This window comes from Hymenobacter sp. YIM 151858-1 (assembly GCF_025979705.1).
Lineage (GTDB): Bacteria > Bacteroidota > Bacteroidia > Cytophagales > Hymenobacteraceae > Solirubrum.
Window position 1 is genome coordinate 1,845,193 of the sequence record NZ_CP110136.1, and the last position, 19,201, is coordinate 1,864,393.

14 protein-coding genes are annotated in these 19,201 nt (G+C 62.6%); 6 read left to right on the plus strand and 8 right to left on the minus strand.

The window, feature by feature from the left end:
- The first annotated feature begins 290 nt into the window (after positions 1 to 290).
- Both OIS50_RS08255 and lysA read left to right on the plus strand, forming a co-directional pair.
- Positions 291 to 1,649, plus strand: a complete 1,359-nt coding sequence (locus OIS50_RS08255) for an aspartate kinase (RefSeq protein WP_264693837.1) — start codon at positions 291 to 293, stop codon at positions 1,647 to 1,649.
- A 126-nt stretch (positions 1,650 to 1,775) separates the two neighbouring features.
- Complete coding sequence (gene lysA / locus OIS50_RS08260) at positions 1,776 to 2,918, plus strand: diaminopimelate decarboxylase (RefSeq protein WP_264693838.1); 1,143 nt, start codon at positions 1,776 to 1,778, stop codon at positions 2,916 to 2,918.
- 421 nt (positions 2,919 to 3,339) lie between these two features.
- On the opposite strand, the gene OIS50_RS08265 is transcribed toward lysA, so the two are convergent.
- A complete protein-coding gene (locus OIS50_RS08265) occupies positions 3,340 to 5,001 on the minus strand; it encodes a glycosyltransferase family 39 protein (RefSeq protein WP_264693839.1) in 1,662 nt (553 codons plus the stop codon).
- 63 nt (positions 5,002 to 5,064) lie between these two features.
- Positions 5,065 to 5,277 (minus strand): hypothetical protein, encoded by a 213-nt coding sequence (locus OIS50_RS08270; protein WP_264693840.1) that lies wholly within the window; start codon positions 5,275 to 5,277, stop codon positions 5,065 to 5,067.
- A gap of 121 nt (positions 5,278 to 5,398) precedes the next feature.
- Here OIS50_RS08270 and OIS50_RS08275 point away from each other — a divergent pair, with 121 nt between their 5' ends.
- Both OIS50_RS08275 and OIS50_RS08280 read left to right on the plus strand, forming a co-directional pair.
- Positions 5,399 to 6,889 (plus strand): SDR family oxidoreductase, encoded by a 1,491-nt coding sequence (locus OIS50_RS08275; RefSeq protein ID WP_264693841.1) that lies wholly within the window; start codon positions 5,399 to 5,401, stop codon positions 6,887 to 6,889.
- Positions 6,890 to 6,937: 48 nt separating this feature from the next.
- Complete coding sequence (locus OIS50_RS08280) at positions 6,938 to 7,669, plus strand: hypothetical protein (RefSeq protein ID WP_264693842.1); 732 nt, start codon at positions 6,938 to 6,940, stop codon at positions 7,667 to 7,669.
- An 11-nt stretch (positions 7,670 to 7,680) separates the two neighbouring features.
- Here OIS50_RS08280 and OIS50_RS08285 read toward each other — a convergent pair whose 3' ends face one another.
- From OIS50_RS08285 to OIS50_RS08310, 6 genes are all read right to left on the minus strand, one after another.
- A complete protein-coding gene (locus OIS50_RS08285) occupies positions 7,681 to 7,905 on the minus strand; it encodes a DUF2905 domain-containing protein (RefSeq protein WP_264693843.1) in 225 nt (74 codons plus the stop codon).
- A 105-nt stretch (positions 7,906 to 8,010) separates the two neighbouring features.
- Positions 8,011 to 10,560 (minus strand): type IA DNA topoisomerase, encoded by a 2,550-nt coding sequence (locus tag OIS50_RS08290; RefSeq protein ID WP_264693844.1) that lies wholly within the window; start codon positions 10,558 to 10,560, stop codon positions 8,011 to 8,013.
- Between the two features lie 214 nt (positions 10,561 to 10,774).
- Complete coding sequence (locus tag OIS50_RS08295) at positions 10,775 to 11,533, minus strand: carbonic anhydrase (RefSeq protein WP_264693845.1); 759 nt, start codon at positions 11,531 to 11,533, stop codon at positions 10,775 to 10,777.
- Positions 11,534 to 11,599: 66 nt separating this feature from the next.
- A complete protein-coding gene (locus OIS50_RS08300) occupies positions 11,600 to 13,222 on the minus strand; it encodes a SulP family inorganic anion transporter (protein WP_264693846.1) in 1,623 nt (540 codons plus the stop codon).
- 154 nt (positions 13,223 to 13,376) lie between these two features.
- Positions 13,377 to 14,762 carry a sensor histidine kinase gene (locus OIS50_RS08305; RefSeq protein ID WP_264693847.1) on the minus strand — a complete coding sequence of 462 codons (1,386 nt, stop codon included), beginning with the start codon at positions 14,760 to 14,762 and terminating at the stop codon, positions 13,377 to 13,379.
- A gap of 186 nt (positions 14,763 to 14,948) precedes the next feature.
- Complete coding sequence (locus OIS50_RS08310; RefSeq protein WP_264693848.1) at positions 14,949 to 15,629, minus strand: response regulator; 681 nt, start codon at positions 15,627 to 15,629, stop codon at positions 14,949 to 14,951.
- A gap of 298 nt (positions 15,630 to 15,927) precedes the next feature.
- On the opposite strand from OIS50_RS08310, the gene OIS50_RS08315 reads away from it, so the two are divergent.
- Both OIS50_RS08315 and OIS50_RS08320 read left to right on the plus strand, forming a co-directional pair.
- Entirely contained in the window at positions 15,928 to 16,707 is a 780-nt protein-coding gene (locus OIS50_RS08315; protein ID WP_264693849.1) for a polysaccharide biosynthesis/export family protein, read from the plus strand.
- 64 nt (positions 16,708 to 16,771) lie between these two features.
- Positions 16,772 to 19,153 carry an exopolysaccharide transport family protein gene (locus OIS50_RS08320; protein ID WP_264693850.1) on the plus strand — a complete coding sequence of 794 codons (2,382 nt, stop codon included), beginning with the start codon at positions 16,772 to 16,774 and terminating at the stop codon, positions 19,151 to 19,153.
- The last annotated feature ends 48 nt before the right edge of the window (positions 19,154 to 19,201 follow it).

Consider the following 19,201-nt stretch of genomic DNA (forward strand, 5'->3'; position numbering starts at 1 on the left):
CCCCTAGGTCAGGCTTTTTCAGATCAGACATGGCAGCTTCGGCACCGCGCTTTTTCCTGGCTACTGCTCCGGCCCACCTGGGCTTTTCGGCGCTGGTGGCAGGGGTGTGCAAAAAGGGCAAGTGCGCTAAACGGGTAAAACATACCCGCAGCTGACCGCGTCGCCCCACCTTGCTTGTACTGCACAAACTAGTTAGCGCCGGTCCTCCAACCGGCGCTTTTTTCTTGCGTTTCACCTAGCAACCGCTGCTTAAGTGGTTGATTCCTTGTCACTCCACTTTCTCTACTCATATGAAAGTTCTCAAGTTCGGCGGCACGTCCGTCGGGTCGGCCGAGCGGATGCGTGCCGTGGCCGAGCTTATCAAGGCTCAGGAGCCCCGCATTGTGGTGCTCTCGGCCATGTCGGGCACCACTAACGCGCTGGTAGCCATTGCCAAGCTGCTGTTCGAAGGCGAAATCACGGCGGCCACCTCGCAAACCGAGATTCTGCGCCAGCACTACCACATGGTAGCCCGGGAGCTGCTGCCCGATGCCGCCGTGGCCCAGGAAGCCACCAAGCTGCTCGATGACTCGTTCAAAACCATTTTCAACCTCACGCGCACGCCGCTGTCGGCCTCGGGCGAAAAGGTGATTCTGGCCCAGGGCGAGCTGCTGAGCACCCAGCTGTTCCATTTGTACCTCACGCGCGTGCTGGGCGAGCAGGCGGTGCTGCTGCCGGCGCTGGAGTTTATGCGCATCGATCAGGACGAGGAGCCCAACGCAGCTTACATCCGCGAGCATCTGGCCACGCAACTCGCCGCGCACCCGGGCCAGCGCCTGTTCATCACGCAGGGCTACATCTGCCGCAACGCCGAGGGCTTCATCGACAACCTGAAGCGCGGCGGCTCCGATTACTCGGCCTCGCTGATTGGGGCGGCCGCCAATGCCGAAGAAATCCAGATTTGGACCGACATCGATGGCCTGCACAACAACGACCCGCGCGTGGTGGAAGGCACCTACCCCATCCGCGAGTTGTCGTTTGATGAAGCGGCCGAGCTGGCGTACTTCGGGGCTAAAATTCTGCACCCCAGTTCGGTACTGCCTGCCCGTGAGCACGGCATTCCGGTGCGCCTGCTGAACACCATGCAGCCCGACGCGCCCGGCACGCTGATTTCCTCCAAAACCGGCTCGGAGGCCATTAAGGCGGTAGCGGCGAAGGATGGCCTCACGGCAATCCGCATCAAGAGCAGCCGCATGCTGCTGGCCTTCGGCTTCCTGCGCAGCATTTTCGATGTGTTCGAGCGGTACCGTACGCCCATCGATATGGTAACTACCTCGGAAGTGGCCGTGTCGCTCACCATCGACGACTCGAGCAACCTGCCCGCCATTTTGGAGGAGCTGCGCCGCTTTGGCACCGTTGAAATCGACACAGACCTGACTATTATCTGCCTGGTAGGCAACCTGGTGCAGGAGCAGCACGGCGCCGCGGGCCAGGTGTTCGATACGTTGCGCGATGTACCGCTGCGCATGATCAGCTACGGCGGTTCGCCCAACAACATCAGCATCCTCATCAACACCACCGATAAGGCCCGCGCCCTGCGTGCCCTGAACGAAGGCCTGTTCCGGCGCGAGCAGGCCTTGGCCGCGGCGGCTTCGGCCCAAGGGAACTAGACCCAACTGCTTGGGGGTCTCTGCCATTTGATTTACACTTCGCTTTCAACCACTTACCTGCTTGCTGCCTGGCAGCGCGGCCGCTCCGCCACCTAGGGGGCGGCTGCGGGTAAGCCTTCTGATACCATGTCTCTTCAACTTCCGTCGGACTTAGCCACCCGGCCCACGCCCTTTTACCTCTACGACCTGGGCCTGCTGCGCCAAACCTTGCTGGCCGCCCAGCGCGCCGCTGAGTCGCGCAACATTCAGGTTCACTACGCGCTCAAGGCCAACACCAACGACCCCGTGCTGCAGCTTATGCGGGAGCACGGCTTTGGGGCCGACTGCGTGAGCGGCAACGAGGTGCAGCGCGCCCTCGAGGCCGGCTTTGCGCCCGACCACGTGGTGTTTGCCGGCGTGGGCAAATCGGATGCGGAAATCAACCGCGCGCTGGCTGCCGACATTTGGTGCTTCAACGTGGAATCGGGGCCCGAGCTGGAGGTGCTGAACGAGCTGGCCGGCGCCATGGGCAAAACCGCCCGCGTGGCGCTGCGCCTCAACCCCAACGTGGATGCCCGCACGCACCACTACATCACCACGGGCCTGAAAGCCAACAAGTTTGGCATCGGCATGGCCGAGCTGCCGGGCGTGGTAGATATGCTGGCCAGCTTGCCGCACGTGGAGCTGGTGGGCCTGCACGTGCACATCGGCTCGCAGATTACCGACATCTCGGTGTTCGAAACGCTGTGCCACCGCGTGAATGAGCTGCAGCAGTGGTTTGAGCACCGCGGCATTGTGCTGCCCCACCTGAACGTGGGCGGCGGCCTAGGGGTAAACTACGAGCAACCCGACGAGCAGCTGATTCCGGATTTCGAGGCGTACTTCGGCACCATCGACCAGTACCTGCGCCGCCGCCCCGAGCAGCAGGTGCACGTGGAGCTGGGCCGCGCCCTGGTGGCGCAGTGCGGCACGTTGGTAAGCCGCGTGCTCTACGTGAAGGAAAGCCAGCAAACCCGCTTTGCTATTCTGGATGCGGGCATGACGGAGCTAATCCGCCCCGCGCTGTACCAGAGCTACCACCGCATCGAGAACCTCACGAGCCAGGGCCCCGAGGAGCTTTACGACGTGGTAGGCCCCATTTGTGAATCGTCCGATTCGTTTGGGCGCCGCATTGCCCTGCCCGAAACCCGCCGCGGCGACGTGGTGGTGCTGCGCACGGCCGGCGCCTACGGCGAGGTAATGGCCTCGAACTACAACCTGCGCGACAAAGCGCCGGCAGTGTACGTGTAGCCATTCGGGCCTCACTCCCCCGGCCCCCTCTCCCATAGAGAGGGGGAGCCACGGCGGCGCGGACATCAGCAACCTCAGCAACGATTGCGGGGCCGCCGAACCTAAGTTCGGCGGCCCCGCTGCATTTCCGGCACCTAGGGATTGTAGCGCGGAAATCCGTTGGCTGCGCCGACCTTCGGTTCCGCGACGCGCTGCCGGCGCGTATGCGGTTGTGCACAACAGCACCTTTCGGCGCGGTGCCGGTTACGCGCTGTTGGCGCGTCGCGGAACGGATTTCCGCGCTACATAGGGGCGGCGGCGGAGGCGTGAGCCGCAGTCGCCGCAATCGTTGCTGACGTCCGCGCCGCCGTAGCTCCCCCTCTCCTCCGGAGAGGGGGCCGGGGGGTGAGGCAACAAGGCCCAGAAATGAGGCAGGTAGCCCTCAATAATAAATCGTCCAAGGTCCCACGTGCTCCTGCTTGCTGAGGCCTTTTACCAGATACTGCCGCTCCGCAGGCAACTCTTTTTTGGCCAGCACCACGGGGCGTTGGCGCAGCCAGGCACCTAGGGCTACGGTGTCGGCGGCGTCCTGCAGGTTGATGAGGTAGCGGCGCCACTGCTCATCGCGCTCGAACTGGGTTTCGCGCTGCAGGCTGTGGTTGCCGTCGTAAAGCGAAACGGGCAGTTTGTGCTGCTCGAAGGCCAACGAGGGCAACAGCTCGTTGTAGACCAGCACGGGGCGCTGCGTAAGCTTCAGCTGCTTGAGGCGCTCGGCTACCGGGCGGCTGCCGTTGGCCTGCGCCTCTACCTGACCTAGGAACGCCTTGGCCGAAACCAGCAGGCCCATCGTGAACACTACCGTGAGCACCAGCAGCTTGGGCGCGATGCGCACTTCATCCCAAAACAAGTGCGTGAGCAGCAGCACCACCACGCTGGCCGCCGGCCACATGGCCGTAATCGGACTGATGGTCAGGCCGAAGCCAGGTCCGAAGATGGGCAGCAAGCACATGGCCCCCAGCAGCAAGCCAAACAGCGACATAAAGCCCACATACCACCGAAACAGCACGGCATCGGTACGGCGGCCGAGCAGCTCCACCGTCAGCAGCGCCACCCCCGGGAAGATGGGCAGCACGTAGAGCAGCAGCTTGGATTTGGAAAGCGAGAAGAACACCAGCGGCACCAGCACCCACCACAGCAGCACCTGCCGCCAGCGGGCACCCAGGCCGCGCCAACCGTTGCGCACCACTTCGGCAATCAGCACCACTGACCACGGCAAACTGCCGAGGGGCGCCAGCACCACGTAAAACCACCACGGCTTGGCTCGGTTGAACGTGGCCGCGTTGGCAAAGCGCTGCACCGTGTGCTCGAAGAGGAAGTAGCGCAAGAACTTGGGGTCGTCGAGCCAGAGCAGCAGGTACCAGCTCAGGCCCGCCAGCATAAACAGCGCAAAGGCCAGCAAATGGTGCGCGCTCCAGGGGCGGCGCGGCGCCTCGCGGCTGGTGTGCAGGCTGATAACGGCCATCAGCGGCAGCACCACCGCCACCGGGCCCTTCGTCAGAAAACCCACTCCCAACGCTATCCAGCCTAGGTACAGCCATGCCGCCGCCGGCTTGCCAGCGGGCGTGTAGTGGTAGCGCACGAAGGCATAAGCCGATAGCAGCTCCAGGGTGGCCAGGTAGGCATCGGTGGTAACGTTGAGCGCCGAAATAAGCACCACCGGCAACGTGCCGTACACCACGGCCGCAGCTATGGCGCGGCGCCGGTCGCCGGCAAACAGCAGCAAACCCAGGCCGTACATCAGCACCACCTGCACCAGCACGGCCAGTACCGGCAGCACCCGCACGGCCCCCGCCGAGCTGCCAAACAAACCCAGCCCGGCCGCCGTGAGCCAGTAGGTAACGGGCGGCTTATGAAAATGCTGTATACCCAGCAGGCGCGGGTGCAGCCAATCCTGCCCCACCAGCATTTCGCGGCCAATTTCGGCGTAGCGGGCCTCGCTGCTTTCGAGCACGCCCCAAGCGTTGAGGTTGACGAAGAACGCCGCACCTAGGGCCAGGAGCAGCAACCACAACCACCAACGCGACGACATGGGTAAAGACGGCATAAGCAAGCGAAACGAGATACGCCGGTAAAAGTAGCGCCTGCTTTGCGCTCGGGCAGTACCGCACTAGGCCGGGGGCAAGCCGCCGGCCCCGGAACCGGGCTTGCCGGCCCCGCCGAGGGCGCTTTTTCGGGGCTTGAAGCTGATGACCATAAGGCCCGCCCCCAAAATGGCGAACAGGCGCATGCTGGGCACGCACACGCCCAGCACCACCCACAGCAACCCGGCGTAAAACAAGGGGCGCAGCTTCGCGTCGCCCAGCAACCGCTTGTAGTTCATCGGGGCAAGATACGGGGCGCGCCGCATACCCGCGCGGCGGCCTGCGGTTGGCGGGGCCAGCTAAACCTTTGCCGCCGACCCTAGTTAGCCTAAGTACTCTGGCTCGCAACTCTTTCGGCTTATGCGCATTCTGCTTACCGGCGCCAACGGCTACATTGGCCAACGCCTGCTGCCGCTGCTGGTAGAAGCCGGCCACGCGGTAACCTGCCTCGTGCGCGACCCGCGCCGCTTTGTGCTGCCCGCCCCCTTGCACGACCGCGTGCAGATAGTGCAAGCTGACCTGCGCCAACCCGACACCCTGCGCCACCTGCCCCAGGACTTCGACGCGGCGTATTACCTGGTGCACTCGATGAGCACCAACGGCCGCGACTTTTACCGCGCCGAGCAGCAGTCGGCCAGCAACTTTGTGCAGTACCTCAACGGCACCCGCATTCGGCAGGTGATTTACCTCTCGGGCATCGTCAACGATACCAAACTCTCTACCCACCTCCGCTCGCGCCTGGGCGTGGAGCGCGAGCTGAAGAAGGCCTCCCACGCGCAAGCCACGGTACTGCGCGCCAGCATCATCATCGGCTCGGGTTCGGCATCGTTCGAAATCATCCGCGATTTGGTGGAAAAGCTCCCCGTGATGGTAGGCCCTAGGTGGCTGAACTCGCGCTGCCAGCCCATTGGCGTGCGCGACGTGATGCACTACCTCACCGCCGTGCTCGACAATCCCGCTTGCCTGGGCAAAACCTTCGATATCGGCGGGCCCGATGTGCTTACCTACAAGCAAATGCTGCAGGGCTTTGCGCGGCTGCGCGGCTTTCACCGGCCTATTCTTACAGTGCCGGTGCTCACGCCGCGGTTGTCGTCGTGGTGGTTGTTTTTGGTTACGCGCACCTCGTTTTCGCTGGCGCAAAGCCTGGTCGATTCGCTGAAAAACGACACCGTGGCCGACTTGCGCCGGAGCATTCGTAAAGCCGTGCCGCACCAGTGCATGAGCTACACCGAAGCCCTGGAGCTGGCTTTCCAGCGCATCGAGCAGAACGAAGTCATCAGCAGCTGGAAGGATGCCGCCAGCAGCGGCGTGGCCGATAAGAACTACATGGACTACGTGCAGATACCGCAGCACGGCATGTTCTTCGACCGCCAGGTAATGCACTTTGCCCGCCCGCCCGAGGAGGTGCTCGACAACGTTTGGCGCATTGGCGGCAAGCGCGGCTGGTACAAGGTAGATTGGCTGTGGCGGGTGCGCGGCCTGCTCGATAAGCTGGTGGGCGGCGTAGGGTTGCGCCGTGGCCGCCGCTCAGCCTCCTCGCTCCGCCCCGGCGACCCGCTCGATTTCTGGCGCGTGCTGGTAGCCGACCGCACCAGCCGCCGCCTGCTGCTCTACGCCGAAATGAAGCTGCCCGGCGAAGCCTGGCTGCAGTTTCGCATCCTCGATAACCCCGATGGTACGCACACGCTCGAGCAACTGGCCGCCTTTCGGCCGCGCGGCTTGGCGGGGCGCCTGTACTGGTACTCGCTGGTGCCCTTCCACTTCGTCATCTTCAAGGGCATGATCGAGAACATTGTACAGTACGGCAGCGCCCGCAGTCCGCAATCGGCTGCGGCGGCCTCGGCCACCTAGGGTGCACGCGCTGCGGCCGAGCTGCGTATGTTTACCCCCGTGAAACTCGTGTTCCTTGCTTCAGCCCTAGGTTGCCTTGCTGCCGCTGCGCCGGTGCAGGCCCAAACCCCTACCCCGCCCGGCCGCCAGGTAATCAATAGCTGGTTGGTGGGTACCGAGGCGCTGCTCGGCAAGCAGCCCAACCTGGCCGTTGGCAACCCCGGCTACTGGGCCGCCGGGCTGCACGTAGCGCACCGCAACCTGTGGCAGGAGTCCGATGCCGACTACAGCACCACCTTCACGGTGGGTTTGCGCGGTGGTTTCGGCAGGCTTACCGGCGACTTTCGCTACCCCGTGCTCAGCAACACGCGCCTGTGGGGCCTCAACCCCTACGCCGCCGCCGATGGCCGCTACTTTGGTGGCTCGTTTGGGGTTTGGGTGGGCAAGCTGGGCTACTACCGCGAGCTGCAGGCCGTGCGCTTTGTGCCGCAGCTGCGCGTGCGCGGCGGCCGCCTCGATAACTGGCACGGCCAACTCGACTACGCGCACGACCTCACCGGCCTGGGCAACCCCTCGGCCCGCCTAGGTGCCGGCCGCGGCTTTGGCACCGAGGGGCAGTTCCGGTTGCTGCTGGGCGTGGCCTTCCCTACGTCGTCGTTCGACAACGAGGCCGCGCAACTCTTCGGGCAGGCGCACTTGACTTTGGGCGATGCCTGGAGCATCAGTGCCTACTACCAGCCACCTTTCCGCACGGGCCAATCGCCCACGCAGGGCACCTTGCAGCTCGCCCGCAGCTTATGACCTAGGGCCACCTAAAGCCGGCGCACCAGCCACATAATCGCACTCAGCACCAAACTAAGCAGCAGCATCGATACGATGGGTGCGTAGAAGCGGAAGTTGGGCCGCTCGATGCGGATGTCGCCGGGCAGGCGCCCGAACCAGCTGAACAGGCTGCCGCCACCTAGCCAGATGATGGCGCCGAGCACCACCACGCCGAGGCCAATAATAACGAGCAGTTTACCGAGTTGCGGAGGCATAGTGCATGTGGGTTTCCCGCGGAGGGGGCAGCGGTTTTACGCAGAAGTAGCAGAGTTCAGCGCCCTCTGCGCCGAACTTCTGCGTCCTCTGCGGGCTAACGGCACCTAGCCCTTCTTCTCGAACACAAACTTCACCTCGCCCTCGGCCGTCACTTCCAGGGCAGCCTCGAACTTGGCGCCGGTACGCTGCGAGGTAAAGCCCCGGATTACATCCGATTTGCCGCGGCGCAGCAGCTTGGCCACTTGCGCATCGGTAAGCTGGCGGCCGCAGAGCTCGAGCGGCACCCGAAACTGGCAGTCTTCGCGGAAGCGCGAGCAGCCCCAGGCCGTTTTGCCCTTGAGCATGGTACCCAGGCGGCACACCGGGCAGGGTATCTGCTGCGGCTTGTCGTCGGCGGCGGGCTTGCTTTCGGCGGCGCGTTGCAGCTCGGGCTGGTGCTTGGCGTTCAGGCCAATGGCCGCGTCGAACTTCTGCCCTAGGTCGTCGATGAAGCCTTTGATGACGGGAGTGCGGCCTTTGCTCAGCAACGCCTGCACTTGCTTGTCGGTGAACTTCTTGCCCTCGAACACCAGCGGCAACCGGAACTGGCACCCCTCGCGGAAGCGCGAGCAACCGAAGGCCGTTTTGCCCTTCAGCACGTGGCCCTGGCCGCAAGCCGGACAACCACCTAGGGCACCATCGGGGCCGGGCGTGGCGGGGGCCGCCGACTTGGCGGGCGCGGGTTTGCTGCCGCCGTTTTTAGCGGCCGAAGCAGCGGCTTCGGTGGCCGTGGGCGGCGGGGCCACCATGCGGGCGCGGTCTTGCTTTACCTCCTGCACCATCTCCTGCACCAAGCCTTTCAGCTCGGCCAGAAACTGATCGGGCTCGAGGTTGCCGCCTTCAATCTGGCGCAGCTTCCGCTCCCACTGGCCCGTCAGCTCCGCCGATTTCAGCGTGGGGTTCCGAATCAGGCCAATCAGCTCCACCCCCGTTGGCGTGGGCACAATGCGCTTTTTCTCGCGCTGGATGTAGCCGCGCTTAAACAGTGTTTCGATGATGGCGGCACGGGTAGAAGGGCGGCCGATGCCGTTTTCCTTCATGGCCTGGCGCAGCTCCTCGTCCTCCACGTTGCGGCCGGCGGTTTCCATGCCGCGCAGCAGCATGGCCTCGGTGTACTCGCGCGGCGGCTGGGTTACTTTCTGATCGAGGCGCGGCTTGTGCGGGCCCGATTCGCCCTTCGTGAACGAGGGCAGCACGGTGTTCACCACGTCGTCGTCGCCCTCGCCGGCTTTGGCCGTGCTAGGTGCCTGCTGCTGCGTGGGGTCGCCGTACACAATGCGCCAGCCGGGGTTGAGGATCTGCCGGCCGCGCACCCGGAACGGGTGCCCCGCCGCCTCGGCCGTTACGGTGGTGTTCGAGACTTCGCAATCCGGATAGAACGCAGCCAGAAAACGGCGCACAATGATATCGTACACGTTGTGCTCGGCCTGGCTGAGGCCGCCGGGCGCGTTGCCCGTCGGGATGATGGCGTGGTGGTCGGTAACCTTGTTGTTGTTGAAGACCTTGGAGGACTTCCGAATCTTGTCGGCCAGCAGCGGCTGCACCAAGGTGCGGTACGGCCCGCTGATGCCCTGCAGAATGCCGGGAATTTTGGCGTACTGGTCGTCGGGCAAGAAGGTGGTATCCACGCGCGGGTAGCTGACTACCTTCTTCTCGTAGAGGCTCTGCACGGTTTTGAGCGTGTCCTCGGCCGAGAGACCCAGCTGGTTGTTGCACTGCACCTGCAGCGAGGTAAGGTCGAACAAGGCAGGCGGCGACTCCAGCGCCTTCTTAATTTCGACGCCGGTAACCGTCAGGGGCGCATCCTTTACGGCGGCCATGGCGGCATCGGCTTCCTCCTGGCTTACGAAGTAGCCGCGCGCTTTCAGGCGGGCCTTTTCGTCGGGCTCGTCGTCGTCGGCTTTGCCTTTTTTGGGCGGCGCCACGTGGCTGAACAAGGTGCCGCGGTACTCGGTGCGCAGTACCCAATAAGGCTCGGGCTTAAAGTTGCGAATCTCGTGGTAGCGGTCGACGAGCAGGGCCAGCGTGGGCGTTTGCACGCGGCCCAGGCTCAGCACCTGCCCACGGCCCGAGGCGTACTTCAGGGTAAACAGGCGGGTGGCGTTCAGGCCGAGCAGCCAGTCGCCGATGGCGCGGCTCTTGCCGGCCATGTACAGACGATCGAACTCCTTCCCCTCGCGCAGGTTGGCAAAGCCCTGCCGAATGGCTTCCTCGGTGAGCGACGAAATCCAGAGGCGCTTGAAGGGCTTGCGGTACTTGGCCTCGGTAAGCACCCAGCGCTGAATCACCTCCCCCTCCTGGCCCGCGTCGCCGCAGTTGATTACCTCCTCGGCACTGTTCAGCAAGTTTCGGATAACCGCGAACTGCTTGCGCACGCCGTCGTCCTGCATCAGCTTAATGCCAAACTGCTCGGGCATCATGGGCAGGTCGTGAATGCTCCAGCGCTTCCACTCGGGGCGGTAATCCTCGGGCTCCTTCAGGGTGCAGAAGTGCCCGAACGTCCAGGTGACTTGGTAACCGTTGCCCTCGTAGTAGCCGTCCATGCGCCGGTTGGCACCTAGCACGTTGGCTATTTCGCGGGCTACGCTGGGTTTTTCGGCAATGCAGACTTTCACTATCGCAGGTTCTCGCTGATTCGGTAAGCTGCCGCTGCGCGGCGGGCGGCAGCGACATAGCAATCAACAAAGATACGCCGAGAAAAAGTCGTTTGGGGCGGGCCAACCAGGCCCCGGAACTGCCCGAAACGCAAAAACCTCCGGGCTAAGGGCCCGGAGGTTTTGCATGGGGGTCGGCGAGCTATCAGCCGCACCCAAAAGACGAAGCCGAAACCTAGGCGGTTTGCTTGGCTCCGTTTTGTTCGGCGGCCGGCGTGGCCTCTTGTTTCTTGCCTTTGCCGGCGCCGTGCTGCTGCTGCAGTTGCTGCTGCAACTCAGCCTGCACTGCCGAATCGAGCGCGGCGTTGGGTTTCGAAATGGTGCTGTAGATGTGGCTGAACTCGTCCATGTCGCGGGTGTCCACTTCCAGGTCGTGCAGAATGCCCTCGCTGATGTCGTACACCAGGCCGTGCAGCTGCGGCGGGTTGGGCTTGGTGCGGGCGTTCTGGATGATGTTGGTTTTGGCCAGGTTGCGCACCTGCTCAATCACGTTGAGCTCCACGAGGCGGCGCAGGCGCTGGTCCTCGTCCTGAATGCGCAGCAGCTCCGTTTCGTGCAAGCGAATTACGTCGCGGATGTTGGTGAGCCAGCTGTCGATGAGGCCGTGCTGCTTGTTGGAGGCGGCCGCAGCCACGCCGCCGCAACCGTAGTGGCCTACCACCAGAATCACCTCTACCTTAAGCACTTCCACCGCGTACTGCAGCACCGACAGCATGTTCATGTCGGTGGTTACAACCATGTTGGCAATGTTGCGGTGCGTGAACATTTCGCCCGGCTTGGTGCCGGTGATGGCCGAGCCCGGCACCCGCGAATCGGAGCAGCCGATGAACAGGTAGCGCGGCTTTTGGCCCTGCGAAAGTTTTTGGAAGTATTCCGGGTCTTCGGCCAGGCGGGCCTCCACCCAGCGGCGGTTGCCATCAAGAATGTGTTGCATAAACGGGAATGAGAAACTGAGTTAGTGGGTGGTAACGCGGAAATAACCGTGGGTGTTTGCCCTAGGTTAGTGGCCCAAAACATGCACCTGCGGGATGTCGCGCAGGACCAGCTCGATGCCGCGGTCTTTGGCACTCTGCCGGAAGTTTTCGATGGCCTCGAGCACGTCGTAGTCGATGGAAACCGAGTCGGAGCCGTCCAGAATCACGCGCGTGCCGGGCTTAAAGTTGTCGAGCGTGGTGGTGATGGCCGCTTTGTTCAGGAATGATACGTGCTCGGCCAGCTTGAGGTGCACGGTGCCGGGCTGGTGGTCGGGCTCGTAGTGGAAGAAGTAAGCCGATTCGGCGTTGGCTTTCAGGATGAAGAAGGCGGCCACGGCCAGGCCCACGCCCACGCCCTTCAGCAGGTCGGTGAACAGGATGACGCCCACCGTTATTACGAAAGGCAGGAACTGCGCCCAACCTAGCTTCCACTGCGTGAGGTACAGGCCGGGCTTCGTGAGTTTGTAGCCCACCATCAGCAGCACGGCGGCCAGCGCCGAGAGCGGAATCAGGTTCAGCGCGTCTTCGAGGAACAGCACCGCCAGCAGCAGCAGCGTGCCGTGGAAGAAGGCCGAGATGCGCGTGGCGCCGCCGGCGTTGATGTTGGCCGACGAGCGCACGATTACGGCCGTGAGCGGCAAACCGCCCAGCAAGCCCGAAATGATGTTGCCCGTGCCCTGCGCCACCAGCTCGCGGTTGGTGGGCGTGTTGCGCTTCAGCGGATCGAGCTTATCCACGGCCTCCACGCTCAGCAGCGACTCGAGCGAGGCAACGATGCCAATGGTAAGGGCCAGCAGGTAGATGTTGCCGTTCAGCAGCACGCTCCAATCGGGGAAGCGCAGGGAGCCCAGCACATCGTTGATGGAGCTGATAACGGGCAGTTTAACCAGGTGCGTGGTCTTCACCTGCCACTCGGGGCGCAGGCTACCTAGGGCCAGGTTGATGAGAATGGAGCACACCACCACGATGAGCGCCCCCGGCACCAGGCCCAGCACCTTGCTGCGCTTGATGAAGGGCCGCTCCCAGAGCAGCAGCACCGTTAGCGAGAACAGGCCGATGAGCAAAGCGCCCGGCTGCAGTTCGCCCAGAGCCCGTCCAATCGACGAGAACGTGTTCATGCCATCGGGCTGGAAGAAGTTGAGGTCTTCGAAAAAGTCCTCGTCGCCGCCCAAAAAGTGCGGAATCTGCTTCAGGATGAGGATGAGGCCGATGGCAGCCAGCATACCCCGAATAACCGAGGTAGGAAAATACATGCCGATGACGCCGGCTTTCAGCGAACCTAGGGCAATTTGGAGCACCCCAGCCAGCACCACCGCTACCAGAAAGGCCTCGTAGCTGCCGGCTTGCTGAATGCCTGCCAGCACGATGGTGGTGAGGCCGGCGGCCGGGCCGCTTACGCTAAGGGCCGAGCCGCTAACCCAGCTTACCACTACCCCACCCACAATACCGGCTATCAGGCCGGCGAGCAACGGGGCTCCGGAGGCAAGCGAAATGCCCAGGCACAAGGGCAATGCCACCAGAAATACGACCAGACCGGCCGGCAAATCTTTAGCCAGTGTATTCTTATACGACGGCGTGGGGCCTGCCGGCGGAGCCGTAGCGGGCGGAATGGCCGGCATGGGCGGGGTTGATACTGTTGTGGTATCCATGGGGGAAGGCGAAATAAATAGCAACCGGATAAGCCGCCGCCGCAACACCGCGCGCACGACTTCCATTTGCTGCAATTTCCCCTGCCCGTGTTAAGACGGAGTTAAACCCGAATTAAAGCCCGGTTAAATAGTTAAAGAATAATTAAAGCCGGGCTTACAACAGCCGCGGCAGCTCCAGCACCACCTTTGTGCCCTCGCCCAGCTGGCTTTCTACCTGAATACTACCGCCGTGCAGTGCCATGATTTGGTGGGTAAGCGGCAGGCCAATGCCGTGGCCGGGTACGCCGCGGGCGTTGTCGGCCCGGAAGAAGGGCACGAACACCTGCTGCCGGTCGGCTTCGTGCATGCCCACGCCCCAGTCCTGCACCTCCAGGCGCACCTTGCGGGCCGAGGCACTGAGGGTAGCCAGCACCGGCCGCGGGGCGCCGCGCGAAAACTTGCAGGCGTTTTCGAGCACGTTGAGCGCGGCCGAAAGCAGCAGCGCCTCGTTGCCGTTTACCACGGGCTCAATGTCGGCGGGCAGCTGAAAATCGAGGTCGATGCGGCAGGTTTGGTGCCGGCGCTGCACCTCTTCGTGGGCTTGCAGCAGCAGCTCATCGAGGCGCAACGGAGCCAGGGGCACCTGCGAGGGGTCGTCGGAGGCGCGGGCAATCTGCAGCAGCCCGTTGGCGAGGTCCTTAAGCAGGCGGGCGGCATCGAGGGTGTTGCGTAATACCTGCTGGTACTCCTCGGCGGTGCGTGGTTGCAGCAGGGCTACCTCCAGCTCTCCGATGAGCACCGTAAGCGGCGTGCGCAGCTCATGCGACGCATCGCGCACGAAGGTGCGCTGCCCCACAAACGCGGTTTGCAGCCGGTCGAGCAAGCTGTTGAACGTGCGCGCCAGCTGCGACACCTCGTCCTGCCCGTCGGCGCCCGAGAGGCGGCGGTACATATCGGAGGCGGTAATGCTGCTCATCTCCTGCACGGCCAGGCGCATGGGCCGCAGCGCCTGCCCCGCAAACACCCAGCCGCCAATGCCCGTCACCACTAGCGAAATCAGGAAGCCCGTGATAAGTACCGTGCGCAAGGTGCCCAGCTTTTGCTCGCTATCGGCATCCTTCGACCAGGCCACAATTAAAAAGCGGCCGCGCCCGGGCACCACAAAGTACATGCCCACGGTGTAGCGCCAGTCGGGCAGTTTCTGCACCATGGGCTTGCCGGTTTGCCCGAGCCAGCCGTCGGGCAGGGCGCGGCTGGTGGTTTCGCCCTCCCGAAACATCAACCGCCCGCCTAGGTCGTAAATGCGCACCTCCTCGTCGGGGAGGGTGCGGTAGAACTGGCGCAGGTAGCGGCTGTAGTGGGCGCGGCTGCGCGCGTCGTTTTTAGGCTGGCTGCCGTCGAAGTACACGTGCGCCACCACCAGCGCGCGGTTGCGCAAACTCTCCTCGAACGACTGGCTGCGCGAGAGGGACGTGAAAAGGTAAATCAGCGCCGAAAACAGCAGCAAGGTGCAGGCCACAATGGCCGCAAACTGCAGCGCCAGGCGCAGGCGGATAGACATGGGGCAGTTATAGGAGTTTGGGAGTTGGGGAGTTTAAGAGTTTGGGAGTTGGAAAGGTCAGGGTTGAGAGGTGCTTTAGGTAAAACGTAGGCCGGGCACCTAGGGCCCGTAGGCGCAATGGCCTCAGGCCACCAACCTCGCCAATTCACCAACTCCCAAACTCAAAACTCTTAATTCACCAACTCTTTAACTTTCGTTGACTTTGGCCACGTAGCCCATGCCCACGAGCGTGTGTATGAGCTTGGGCGTAAACTCCTTGTCGATTTTTTTGCGCAGGAAGTTGATGTACACGTCGATGACGTTGGAGCCGGTATCGAAGCTGGTTTCCCACACGTGCTCCAGAATATCAACCCGCGACACTACCCGGCCCTGGTTGCGCAGCAGGTAGTGCAGCAAGGCAAACTCGCGGGCCGTTAGCTGAATGGTTTGCCCGGCGCGCGTTACCTGCTTGCTCATGGGGTCGAGGGCGAGGTCGGCGAGGCGCAGCACGGGCTGGCTGGGAGCCTCCTGCCGGCGCCGCGACAACGCCCGGATGCGCGCCAGCAGCTCCTGAAAAGCAAAGGGCTTCACGAGGTAATCGTCGGCCCCGGCATCGAGCCCCCGAATCTTATCATCGGTTTCACCTAGGGCCGTGAGCATGAGAATGGGCACCGCCGTGTTGTGGGCCCGCACCTGCCGGCACACCTCCAGCCCGCTTAGCCCGGGCAGCAGTTGGTCGAGAATGATCAGATCGTATGACGTTGTGAGGGCCTGCCGCAGCCCCAACAGGCCGTCGGCCGCAATATCAACCAGGTGCGTTTGCTCGCTAAGCCCCTTTTGCAGGAACGCCGCCACTTTCGGCTCGTCTTCAACCAACAGAATCTTCATAGGCAGATAAAATACTTGTCCGAAGGTAGCCGGTTACGGCTTTCCTACAGCATATAGCAACCCGGCTTAAAATGTTTGGTCGAATTATTGCAGCAAAACTTATTACAAATTATTATCAGAATAATTTAAGATTAACTTGACTAATAAATTTACGTCCTATACGTTTATGGAAAAATTCTATAGGCAACGCTCTCCCACTGCTTCTTTCGTCCAGATGTACGTTTCGACCTAGGGCTGCGCCACCAGCTTTTGGTTTGCTGCGTATACGCCGGCACCGAAGCGTAACTCCTCCACCACCATGCTCCTACTACTGCACCGCGTGCGGCTGTGCCTTTTCGTGCTGCCGTTTTTGTTTGCTGCCTGCGTTCCGCAGCGCAACCTGCCGTATTTCCAAGGCAAGTACAACACCAGCACGGCGGTGCTGGCGGCCAACACGCCCCAACCCTACCGCATACAGCCCAACGACGTGCTATCGGTGCGGGTGCAGAGCGTACAGCCCGCGCTCAACGAGATTTTTAACGTGACGGATGCGCGTGCGGTGTTTCAGGGCGACCCGGGCAACATGTTTCTGGCCGGCTACAACGTCGACGCCACCGGCCACATCAACCTACCAACCGTGGGCAAAGTGAAGGTGCAGGGACTCACCATCGAGGAAACGCAGGCCCAGATTCAGCGCGGGGTGGCCAACTACGTTCGCGATGCCAACGTGCTGGTAAAGCTGCTGTCGTTTAAAATCACGGTGCTGGGCGAAGTAAGAAACCCTGGGCGCCATTTTGTGTATAACGGCCAAGCGACGGTGCTGGAGGCCCTGGGGCTGGCCGGCGACCTGACCGAGTTTGGCAACCGCCGAAACATCAAGCTGATCCGGACCACGCCCAAAGGCAACGAGGTGCTGTTGCTCGACCTCACCGACCCGAAGCTGCTGTCCTCGCCCAACTTCTTTTTGTTGCCCAACGATGCGCTGTACGTGGAGCCCCTGGCTGCTCGTACCAACCGCGCCAACGTGGCCAACCTAGCCTTGGTATTTTCGGGCATCTCGGCCTTGGCCCTGATTCTCAATTATATAAACGCCAACTAGGTTTGCTGGTACCGGCGCCCGCACCGGCTTGCTCCCATACGTACAAACACCTAGCCCAACCGGCATGGAATCACGCGCTACCACCTCCGACGATTTAGATTTACATCAACTTTTCTTCAAGCTGCGGGCCCGCTGGGTGTACTTTCTGCTGGGCCTGCTGCTGGCCGGTGCCGCGGCGTTTTTGTACCTCAAGGTAAAGTCGCCGGTGTACGATTACCGCGCCACCATGCTGTTGGGCAACCAAAGCACAGGCTCCAAGCAAGCCCAGGAGTTGCTGAATCTGCTGGAGGTGAAGGAGCGCGGCATTCAGATGGAAGACGAAATCGGGCTGATCAGCTCGGCCGGCATGGTGCGCCAGGCCATCGAGAAGCTGCCCGAGTTTAAAGTAAGCTACTACGCGGCCCCCAAAAACTGGCTCAACTCGGTGGCCACCCTGCAAGTGCGCGAGCGGCCGGCTGGCTCCTTGCCCTTCCGGGTAGTGCCCGACCTAGGCGCCCCGCAGCTCACGGGCACCAAAGTGAGCGTGGAGCCGCTGCCCGATGGCCGCTACCGCGTGCAAGCCAAAGTAGACAAAGGCCAACTCGCTGACCTGCAAAGCGGCTCGTTGGTGCGCGAGGTAATCGACACCGAGCTCGACCACACGCTGCGGGCCGGCGAGCCGCTGCGCCACGCCCTGCTCAACATCACCATCCAGCCCGAGCCCGGCGCCTCGGCGGTGCCCGGCGAGAAGTACTTCTTCGCCCTGAACGACGTGGGCAGCCTGGTGGGGGCCTACCAAGACCGCCTGAAAGTGCGCACCATCGATCAGGAATCGCGCATTATTGAGCTGCGCACCAAGGGCAACGTGCCCATAAAAGAGCAGCAGTTTCTGGATACGCTGATGAGCGTGTTCATCGCTGCTGACCTGCGCGAGAAAAACCAGACGGGCCAGAAAACGGTGGAGTTCCTGGACAACGAAATTGCCAAGCTGGCCCAGGCCCGCCAGAAATCGGCCGAAGAGCTGAGCACCTTCCGGGCCGAGCGCGGCGTGGTCGATGTCAACGCTCAGTCGGCCTCGGGTATTCAGCAAACCTCTACCCTCGAAACCGAGCGCACCCGCCTGGCTTCGCAACGCAGCTTTTACCAGGGCATGCTACGCCAGCTGCGCGACGACCGCGCCATTACGGCCGCCTCGGCCTCGGGCGTGAACGACCCCGTGCTGAGCAGCCTGATTTTGCAGATGGCCGAGCTTTACAAAGAGCGCTCGGGCCTGGTGGTGAATGCCAGCGCCAACAACCCGCTGGTGGAGGTGCTCGACGAACGCATCCGCAACACGCGGGCCTCGCTCGAGCAAAACCTGAGCAGCATGATCCGCTCGACGGATATTCAGCTGGCCGACCTCACGGCCCAGCTAAACAAGGTGCGCTCCGAAATGAGCCGCATGCCCGAAAACGAGCGGCAGCTGGCCGTGCTGAAGAGCAAGTCGGATTTCAACGACAAGAACTACAGCTTTTTGGTTGACAAGCGCGCCGAAGCGGCCATTGAGCTGGCTACCAACACCACCGATAAAAAAATCATCGACCGGGCTGCCATGAACGGCAACGGCCCCTCGGCCCCGCAGCCGCTGTTTGTGGGCTTTATGGCCCTGCTGGCCGGCCTGCTCGGGCCCCTGGGTATTGTGTTGCTGATGGACAAGGCCAACCGCCGTATTCAAAGCAAGGAAGACCTGTCGCGCATTACCGACATTCCGATGCTGGGCGTGGTAGCCCACGGCAACAAAGCGGAGCGCAACGAGATGCTGCACAACCCGAAAGGCCCCATTGCCGAGTCGTTCCGCTCGATTCGGGTGAACCTGCAGTACCTCTCGGCCGGCCTCGATAAAAAAGTGATTGGCGTAACCTCCTCGGTACCCGGCGAAGGCAAAAGCTTTTGCGCCGTGAACCTGGCCGCCGAGCTGGCCCACTCGGGCCGCCGCGTGGTGCTCGTCGAGACGGACCTGCGCCGCCCCACCGTGGCCAATTACTTCAACTACGATCCGCAGGCGCCGGGCCTGGCGGCTTACCTCGCCAACCTAAGCCCGCTGGGTGAGTGCCTGCGCGCCTCCTCGGTGCCCAACCTCGATGTGCTGATGTGCGGCGACATTCCGCCGAACCCCATGGAGCTGCTCGAGTCGACGCGCATGACGAGTTTGATGGAGCAGCTGCGCGAGGAGTACGATTACGTGCTGCTCGATACGCCGCCCGTGGGCTACGTGTCGGAGTACTTCGTGCTGCTGCGCCACCTCGACGCCAACATTTACGTGGTGCGCCAGAACTACACCGACCCCTCGTACATCAGCCAGATCAACGAGCTCTACGACCAGGGGAAGATCAAGCATGTCTACATCGTCATCAACGACATGCACTTCAACAAAACGTACGAGTACCGCTACAAGAAGAAAGCCTATACCTACGGGTATAGCAGTTAGGGAAGGCCACGGCCGGCTGGCCGTGGCTGCTCCTCCGCCTCCACCTTT